This window comes from Streptomyces sp. NPDC025721 (assembly GCF_055558595.1).
Window position 1 is genome coordinate 1 of sequence record NZ_JBVHMF010000015.1, and the last position, 8,729, is coordinate 8,729.

At 74.6% G+C, this 8,729-nt stretch carries 6 protein-coding genes; all 6 read left to right on the forward strand.

The features are described from left to right. Positions 1 to 198 precede the first annotated feature (198 nt). Positions 199 to 1,932, forward strand: coding sequence for a DUF3492 domain-containing protein (locus ACZ4EF_RS21260; RefSeq protein ID WP_467506041.1), 1,734 nt, complete (start codon positions 199 to 201; stop codon positions 1,930 to 1,932). Positions 1,933 to 3,104: 1,172 nt separating this feature from the next. Next, complete coding sequence (locus tag ACZ4EF_RS21265; RefSeq protein ID WP_467506043.1) at positions 3,105 to 4,028, forward strand: hypothetical protein; 924 nt, start codon at positions 3,105 to 3,107, stop codon at positions 4,026 to 4,028. A 167-nt stretch (positions 4,029 to 4,195) separates the two neighbouring features. Next, positions 4,196 to 5,107, forward strand: coding sequence for an NAD-dependent epimerase/dehydratase family protein (locus ACZ4EF_RS21270; RefSeq protein WP_188283310.1), 912 nt, complete (start codon positions 4,196 to 4,198; stop codon positions 5,105 to 5,107). A 59-nt stretch (positions 5,108 to 5,166) separates the two neighbouring features. Beyond that, on the forward strand, positions 5,167 to 6,000 hold the full coding sequence (locus ACZ4EF_RS21275; protein WP_467506143.1) for a spherulation-specific family 4 protein: 834 nt from the start codon (positions 5,167 to 5,169) through the stop codon (positions 5,998 to 6,000). A 212-nt stretch (positions 6,001 to 6,212) separates the two neighbouring features. Continuing rightward, a complete protein-coding gene (gene moeZ, locus ACZ4EF_RS21280) occupies positions 6,213 to 7,391 on the forward strand; it encodes an adenylyltransferase/sulfurtransferase MoeZ (RefSeq protein ID WP_355348647.1) in 1,179 nt (392 codons plus the stop codon). A 261-nt stretch (positions 7,392 to 7,652) separates the two neighbouring features. After that, positions 7,653 to 8,591: an FG-GAP repeat domain-containing protein gene (locus ACZ4EF_RS21285; RefSeq protein ID WP_391044304.1), complete on the forward strand. Its 939-nt coding sequence runs from the start codon at positions 7,653 to 7,655 to the stop codon at positions 8,589 to 8,591. The last annotated feature ends 138 nt before the right edge of the window (positions 8,592 to 8,729 follow it).

An 8,729-nucleotide genomic window follows, 5' to 3' on the forward strand; every position in this document is an offset into this window, starting at 1 on the left:
CCCCCCCCCCCCCCCCCCCCCCCCCCCCCCCCCCCCCCCCCCCCCCCCCCCCCCCCCCCCCCCCCCCCCCCCCCCCCCCCCCCCCCCCCCCACCGCCGTACCGGAATAACGTCTTCGCGCCGGGCGGACGCAGGTCCCGTGGGCGCCACCCGGCCGACATTCCGTTGTGGCCGAGCCAGGGAGAAAGGGGGCGTACACGTGCGTATCGCATTGCTCACCGAGGGTGGTTACCCGTACGCGCGAGGTGAAGGGGGTGCGTGGTGCGACCGGCTCGTCCGCGGTCTCGCGCACCACGAATTCGACGTGTACGCGCTCAGCCGGTCACCGCGGACGGAGGCGGGGGGCCGCGTCGAAGTGCCGTCGCACGTACGGCGGTTCCGCGCGGAACGCCTCTGGGGGGAGCCCCCGGCCGCCGCCCTCGCGCCGACGTGCGGCGGCGGCCGGGCGGCCAGACGCGCCAGACGCGCCGACTTCCTCACCCACTACCGCGACCTGGTCGCGGCGCTGGCCGGCGGTGCCGGGCTCGGCTCCGCCGACCGGGCGGACCGTTTCGCCTCCGGGCTGTACGGTCTCGCCGAGGTCGCCGCAGAACACGGCGGCCTGCCCGACCTGTTGCGCGGCGAGGACGCGCTCGCCGCCCTGGAGTCGGCGTGCCGCGCCCCCGGCGTGCGTCCCGTGCTCGGCGACATCGTCGTCACCGAACTCCTCGCCGTCGCCGAGCTGTTGGAACGCCAGCTCAGGCCGCTGTCCGCGCCCTGGTACGGGTCGAGCGAACTGGGCGCCGTCGATGTCTGCCACGCCGTCTCCGGGGGCCCGGCGGCCTTGCCCGGCCTGCTGGCCAAACGGTTCTGCGGAACGCCGCTCATCGTCACCGAGTGCACCGTGCGGGTACGGGAGGCGCTGCTCGGGAACCGCGCGGCCGGACTGGCCGGAGCCGTACGGGTGGTGCTCGGCGACTACCACCGGCTGCTCGCCGGGGAGAGCTACCGGCAGGCCGCGCTCGTCACGCCCGGCTCCACACATGTGCGGCGCTGGCAGGAGCGGTGCGGGGCGCCGCGCGACCGGATGCGGACCATCCATCCGGGGATCGACGCGGCGCGCTTCGCCCTCGCGGGCGAGGCCGCCGAGGCCGAGGCCACCGCGCCCGCCGCGCACGCCGACCCCACGCTCGCCTGGGTCGGCAGGATCGATCCGGCCAAGGACCTCATCGCGCTGCTGCACGCCTTCCGCGCGATACGCGCGGACGAGCCGCGGGCGCGGCTGCGGATCTTCTACCTGCGACTGCGGGCCGCCGACGAACGCGCGGCCTCCTACCTCGGGCACTGCCGGACGCTCGCCGCGCAGCTCTTCCCCTACGAGGCCGCCGACGCCAACGCCGTCGGTGAGAGTCCCGTCAGCTTCGAGGAGATCGGGTCGCCCGGCGCGCCCGAACTCGCCGACGCGTACGCCGCGGGCGACGTCGTGGTGCTCTCCAGCAGCGCGGAAGGCTTTCCGCTGAGCCTGGTCGAGGCGATGTTCTGCGGGCGGCCCACCGTGTCCACCGACGTGGGGGCCGTCCGCGAGGTCATCGGCGGCACCGGGCTCGTCGTGCCGCCGCGCAACCCCAAGGCGCTGGCGGACGCCGTCGTCGATCTGCTGCGCGGGCCCGAGCGGGCGTCGCGGCTCGGGGCCGCGGCCCGGGAGCGGGCGCTCGCGCTCTTCACCGTCACCCGGTGCGTGGACGCCTTCCGCGAGAGCTATCTCGACGTGGTCGCGCACCATCCCGTGCGGCGCGAGCCGCTGCTCGACGCGGCGGGCGATCCGCGGCCGTTCACGGCTCCCGCCGAGTCGCACGTCCCGGCCCGCCTGGCCCCCACCCCCGCCCACCCCGCCTGGTCCCGCACCCCCGAACCCGTAGGTGCCCCGTCCGCCTCCGGAGGCTCCCCCTCATGACCACGCCGACCCCCGCCCACGCCTTACTCACCCGCCTCACCGCCCAGGCCGCCCCGCCCGCCTCACCCCTGCGGCTCCCGCCCCACGACCCCGACGACCCCACCGCCATAGACATAGACGCCTACGACGACGAGGCCACCCCCCACTCCCTCGACGAGACGGTCACGGCCCTCTTCGGCGCCTCCCGCCTCCCGGCGCGGAACCCGGACTCCGACGAGCACCCGGCCGAGCTGCGTGCGGCCCCCCCGGACGGCGACCCGTCGCGCGTACGGTCCCGGACCGCCGTCGCGGACGACGCGCAACCGCCCGCCGCCGCGCCCGAGACCGCCCAGCCCCGCCCCGCCGCCCCAACCCGCGCAGATTCGTCCGGAGCCGCCTCCCCACCCGCCGCCGCGCCACCGAGTCCGGACGCTTCCGCATCCGAAGTGCCCGTCGTGGACCGGGACTTGGCGGTGCTTGGCGACCCCGCTCGCGAGCAGCGCGAGCCCCGCTCAGGCGCGGGCCCCCGCGTCACCGACGAGCCGCAGGCCCACGCGGATTCGGCGCGGCGGCCCGAGCCCCGACCGACGAACCCGGGTGATGACGGGGCGCACGGCTTGCCTGACGCTCGCCTCGCGGACCCGGATGGTGCCGCATCCGTGAGCCGTGCGGGCCTCATGCGGTCCGAGACCCGCCCGGGCACGAACGTTTCCGTATCCGAAGTGCCCGTCGTGGACGGGGACTTGGTCCTGCCTGGCGGCTCCGCTCGCGAGCGGGACGGTTCGGTACCGGGCGGCCTGGACGCTGACGGCGGGTTGCGCTCGGGCGCGGGCCTCCGCGTTGCCGAGGGGCCCGAGGCGGAGAAGGAATCGGCGCGCGCGGGCGCAAACGCTTCCGTACTCGAAGTGGCGGTCCTGGACGGGGACTTGGCCCTGCCTGGCGGCCCCGCTCGCGAGCGGCGCGGGCCGGTACCGGTCGGCCTGGACGCCGAGGGTGCGGGGCTACGCGGTGCTGGGGCGGGGGCGGGTGGGGAGGCGCGGCCCGGAGGGCGGTTGGTGGGGATCGACGGCGGGCGACGGGCCGCGCGGGGCGGGCCGCAGGCCGGCGGGCGGGTGGCGGACTTTCGGGCGGGGCGGCCGGGCGGTGCGGACGAGCCGCGGCGCAGGGGCCCCGCCGACCCCGTACGGGGAGTGATGCACCGGCACGAGGCGCTGATCGCGGGAGCCGTGGACGAGTGGGAGATCGCGGCCGGGCTGGAAGCCCACGGCGTGACGGACGGAGCCGCGCGACGCCTGCGGCACCGGGACGTCTTCGGGCTCGCGGAGGAGCTGTACGCGCGGGTCCCGAGGGCGGTACGCCGACTGGAGGCGGCGCCGGGGGAGCGGGAACGGGCCCTGCCGCGCTGGCGGACCGGGGCCGCGCAGGCGGTGCCGGGCGCGGTGTGCGCGCTGGCGGCCGGAGCCCCCGGAAGCGTACGGCTGCCGCTGCTGGCGTTCGTCGCCGTCGTCGCGTGGGCCGCCGTACGGATCGGACCGCTGCGGGTCGAGCGCGGCGCGGGCGCCGCCGTATGGACGTACGGTCTGCTCGGCTACGCGCTTTACGCCGGGCACGCCACCGGCCGCACCGCGGGCGCCGCCACCCTCGCGGCGCTCACCTTCGCCCTGCTGCCCGCCGCGTACTGCGCGCACTGGCTCGCCGTCCGCTCCAGGGCCCAACTCGCCCCCAGCCACGGCCTGTCGGACTTCGCCGACGCCGTACGCCCCCGCCTGGCCGCGGCCCTCGCCGCGTACGCCGTCGCGCTGATCGCCCTGCTCGACACGGCCACCGCCGTCGCGGGCTCCGCGCCACTGGCCGGACCGGCCGCCCTCGGCCTGCTGCTCTTCGCCGCGCGCCTGCTGTCCGTGCACGGCTTCCCCGGCCACGCGGCGGCCGGTCTCGGAGCGGCCTGCGCCGCCGAGGCGCTGACCCTCGCCGCGACCCCCCTGCGCCTCGGCCCTGCCCCCGCCACCGCGCAAGCCGTCATCTGCGGCGCCGCCGCACTCGTGCTGACCGCGCAGGCGTTCCGCGTGCTGCCCCGTGCCTCCGCGCACCGGCCGCCGCCGCGCCACCACCCCTGACCTCAGCAGAACGAACGACCAGGAGAACACCCCTTGACCAGGTACCGAACCGCCCCGACCCCGACCGCGGCCCGACGCCCGGCACGCCCCCTCCTCGTCCGCGAGGACGGCCTTCCGCCCCGCGGGCGCACGACGGGACACTCGGCGCAGGCACTCGGAGGCACGCGATGAGAGTGCTGCTGCTCGGAGCCGACGGCTTCCTCGGCCGGCATGTCGCGGAGCGGCTCCTCGCCGACCCCGCCGTCCAGCTCACCGCGCTCGGCAGGAGCGACGACGCGGACGTCCGCTTCGACCTGGCGAGCGGCGCGCCCGGCGTCCTCGCCAGGTTCCTGGACGCCGTGCACCCCGGAGTCGTGATCAACTGCGCCGGTACGACCAGGGGCGGCGCCCGCGAGCTGACCCGGCAGAACACCGTCGCCGTCGCCACCGTCTGCGAGGCGATGCGCCGCAGCCAGGTCGACGCCCGGCTCGTCCAGCTCGGCTGCGGCTCCGAGTACGGGCCCTCGCCGCAGGGCGCGTCCACCGGCGAGGACGCGGTGCCGCGCCCCGGCGGCCCGTACGGCGTCAGCAAGCTCGCCGCGACCGAACTGGTCCTCAGCTCAGGTCTCGACGCGGTGGTGCTGCGGGTGTTCAGCCCGGTCGGCCCCGGCACCCCGACCGGGGCCCCGCTCGGCCGGGTCGCCGAGACCTTGCGCCGCGCGATGCAGAACGGCGACGGCGAGCTGAAACTCGGCGGCCTCGGCGTCCAGCGCGACTTCATCGACGCCCGCGACGTGGCCCGCGCCGTGCACGCCGCGTCGCTGTCCGCCGCGCAGGGCGTGGTGAACATCGGCAGCGGCCGGGCCGTCCGGATGCGTGAGATGGCCGCGGCCCTCGCCCATGTGGCGGGCTACGAGGGCTCGCTGCACGAACTGGACGAGACGCCCGCCTCCGCCGGGCCGCCCCCGTACCCCGACGGCTGCGGCGGCTGGCAGCAGGCCGACGTCCGTACCGCCAGGGACCGGCTCGGCTGGCGGCCCCGGATCGGCCTGGAGGAGTCCCTGGCCGATGTGTGGATGGAGGCGGCATGTCGCGTCTGACGCGACCGCACCAGTGGGGCACGGGACTGCGCCGCCGTGCGGGCGCGGGCCGGGACGCGATGGGCTTCGGCGTCCCGGCGTTCGCGCACCCGCTCGTCGCCCCCACCGAATGGGCCGAACTGGCCCGGCCGGGGGCGCCGCTGCACTGGGCCGCCTTCGACGTGGCCCGCGGCCCCGGTACGCGGCCCGACCCGCTGTACGGAGAGGTCGTCGGCCGCGTCCGTGAGAACGGCGTCCCGGTCCTCGGACTGCTGGACTGCCGCAACGGCACCCGGCCCTTCGGCGACCTGCTCGCCGACGCCTCCCACTACCTGGACTGGTACCGGGTCGACGGCTTCTACCTGGACCGCGCCCCGACCGGCCGCGCCGACGCCGCCGAGTGCCGCCGGGTGGTGACCACGCTGCGGGCACTGCTGCACGCGGACGACGAGGACCCCGGGGGCACGGAGGGCAACGAGGACGCCGTGGACAGCGGGGACAGCAGAGGCAGAAGGGGCAGCGGGGCCAGCGGGAGCGCGGGAGCCGCCGCCTCGCGCCTGCCGGAGAGCGGCGGCGGCCAGATCGTCCTCGGCCACGGCGAGCACCCGTGGCCCGGATACGCCGAACTGGCCGACCAGCTCGTCACCTTCTGCGGCCCTTGGACCAGTTACCGCTGGTCGGAGGCGCCGGAGTGGACGGCCGCGTACCCGCCGGAACGCTTCGTGCACCTGGTGCACGGCCTGCCCAGGTCCCATCTGGACACCGCCCTGCGGATCGCCCGCTGGCAGGGCGCGTCCACGGTGTGCCTCACCGACCGCACGGACCGGGACGGCGCCGACCCGTGGGCGGGCCTGGCCGGATACTGGCACGAAGCCGTCCGTATGCTGCGCAAACAGCCGTCGCCGAGCACGTAGCACCGGCGCGGCGGCCCCTCGGACCGGGCACGGCCAGGGCGCGGGGGGAGCGCGGCCGGAGCGTGACCGGGACGTGACCGGGATGTGAGCCGATTCCGTCTCGGTCCTCGGACCGGGTGTCTTGGAATGAAGACCGGCGTGGCAGTGTTGCAGGGACAGCACGTACCGCACGTACTGACTGATGACCGACCAACCGTATTGCTGAGGTCCCTGTGTCGCTGCCACCCCTGGTCGAGCCGGCCGCCGAGCTCTCCGTTGACGAGGTCCGCAGGTATTCGCGCCATCTGATCATCCCCGACGTGGGAATGGACGGCCAGAAGCGGCTGAAGAACGCCAAGGTGCTGTGTGTCGGCGCCGGCGGGCTCGGCTCTCCGGCCCTGATGTACCTGGCCGCCGCGGGCGTCGGCACGCTCGGCATCGTCGAATTCGACGAGGTCGACGAGTCGAACCTCCAGCGTCAGATCATCCACAGCCAGGCCGACATCGGCCGCTCGAAGGCCGAATCCGCCCGCGACTCCGTCAAGGGCATCAACCCGTACGTGAACGTCGTCCTGCACGAAGAGCGGCTCGAAGCCGAGAACGTGATGGAGATCTTCTCCCAGTACGACCTGATCGTCGACGGCACGGACAACTTCGCGACCCGCTACCTGGTCAACGACGCGTGCGTGCTGCTGGGCAAGCCCTACGTCTGGGGCTCCATCTACCGCTTCGACGGCCAGGCATCGGTCTTCTGGTCCGAGCACGGCCCCTGCTACCGCTGCCTCTACCCGGAGCCCCCGCCCCCCGGCATGGTCCCCTCCTGCGCCGAGGGCGGCGTCCTCGGCGTGCTGTGCGCGTCCATCGGCTCGATCCAGGTCACCGAGGCCATCAAGCTGCTGGCGGGCATCGGTGAGCCGCTGCTCGGCCGCCTGATGATCTACGACGCCCTCGAGATGACGTACCGCACGGTGAAGGTCCGCAAGGACCCGGACTGCGCGGTCTGCGGCGAGAACCCGACCGTCACCGAGCTGATCGACTACGAGGCGTTCTGCGGCGTCGTGTCCGAGGAGGCCCAGGAGGCCGCGCTCGGCTCGACCATCACTCCCAAGCAGCTCAAGGAGTGGATGGACGACGGCGAGAACATCGAGGTCATCGATGTCCGCGAGCCGAACGAGTACGAGATCGTCTCCATCCCCGGCGCGAAGCTCATCCCGAAGAACGAGTTCCTGATGGGCAGTGCCCTGGAGCACCTGCCGCAGGACAAGCGGATCGTCCTGCACTGCAAGACCGGTGTGCGCTCCGCGGAGGTCCTCGCCGTCCTGAAGTCCGCGGGCTTCTCCGACGCCGTGCACGTCGGCGGCGGCGTGATCGGCTGGGTCAACACGATCGAGCCCGACAAGCCGGTGTACTAAGCCAGTTGAAGCGGTCTCACGGCGGAGGGGGGGGGGGGGGGGGGGGGGGGGGGGGGGGGGGGGCCCCCCCCCCCCCCCCCCCCCCCCCCCCCCGCCGTCCCGTCATGTCCTGTTGTTCCAGATGCCCTTGACGGTATCGAAACTGTGACGGACCCATGACCTGCCCATGAGAGAGCCGGGGGGCGAAGGAGGTAGCGTCAGGGGCTCCCGTGCGGAGTGATCCGTACGGAGCAGGGACATTTCACTGAGGGGGACCACTACGTGAAAACGCAGAAAAACCGGCGGACCGGACGGGGAATGAAGGCCAGGGCCGCCGCGGTGACGGCGGGCACGCTCGCCATGGTGCTGGGCGCCTCCGTCGCCGCCAGCGCCGAGGGCGGCTCGCCCGCGCTCACCACCGTCAAGGACGCGCAGAGCCACACCGCCGCACCCGGCGTCTCGACGTTCTCCACGAACGCCGCGCAGGACGACAAGATCTGGTCGTTCGGCATCGACGGCCGCGACTCCAGCGGCCGGATCTGGAGCTACCCGCCGAAGGCGAACGGCTTCGGCTCCCGCACCCAGACCGGCTACGGGATGGGCAGCGCCAACGCGTTCTTCAAGAACAACTCGGGCAACGACACGCACGTGAACGTCTACGCGCGGTTCGGCGGCACGCTCCGGATCTTCTCGGCGGCCTCGCCCGACGAGGGCACCGTGATCGGCACCGGCTGGAACGTCTACAACGCCTTCGTGACGCCGGGCAACGTCGGCGGCGCCGCCAACCCGGACCTGCTCGCCCGTGACAGCAGCGGCGTGCTGTGGCTCTACCTGTCCTACGCGGACGGCACGTTCGCCAAGAAGCGCAAGGTCGGCGGTGGGTGGAACACCTACAACCAGATCGCCGGCCGCGGTGACCTCACCGGTGACGGCAAGCCCGACATCGTGGCCCGCGACAGCAGCGGTGCGCTCTGGCTCTACAAGGGCACCGGCAACATCGACGCGCCGTTCGCCGCGCGGACGAAGATCGGCGGTGGGTGGAACACCTACAACAAGATCCTCAGCCTGGGCGACACCAGCGGTGACGGTCGCAACGACCTGATCGCCCGCGACACGTCGGGTGTCCTGTGGCTGTACAAGGGCACCGGCAACGCCGGCGCCCCGTTCGCGGCCCGCGTGAAGATCGGCGGCGGCTGGAACACGTACAACTACCTGTTCTAAGCCGCGCCGTCCTCCGGATCGCGCCGTTCGACCGTGAAACGAGGCCCGGGGGGGGGGGGGGGGTGGGGGGGGGGGGGGGGGTGGGGGGGGGGGGGGGGGGTGGGGGGGGGGGGGGGGGGGGGGGGGGGGGGGGGGGGG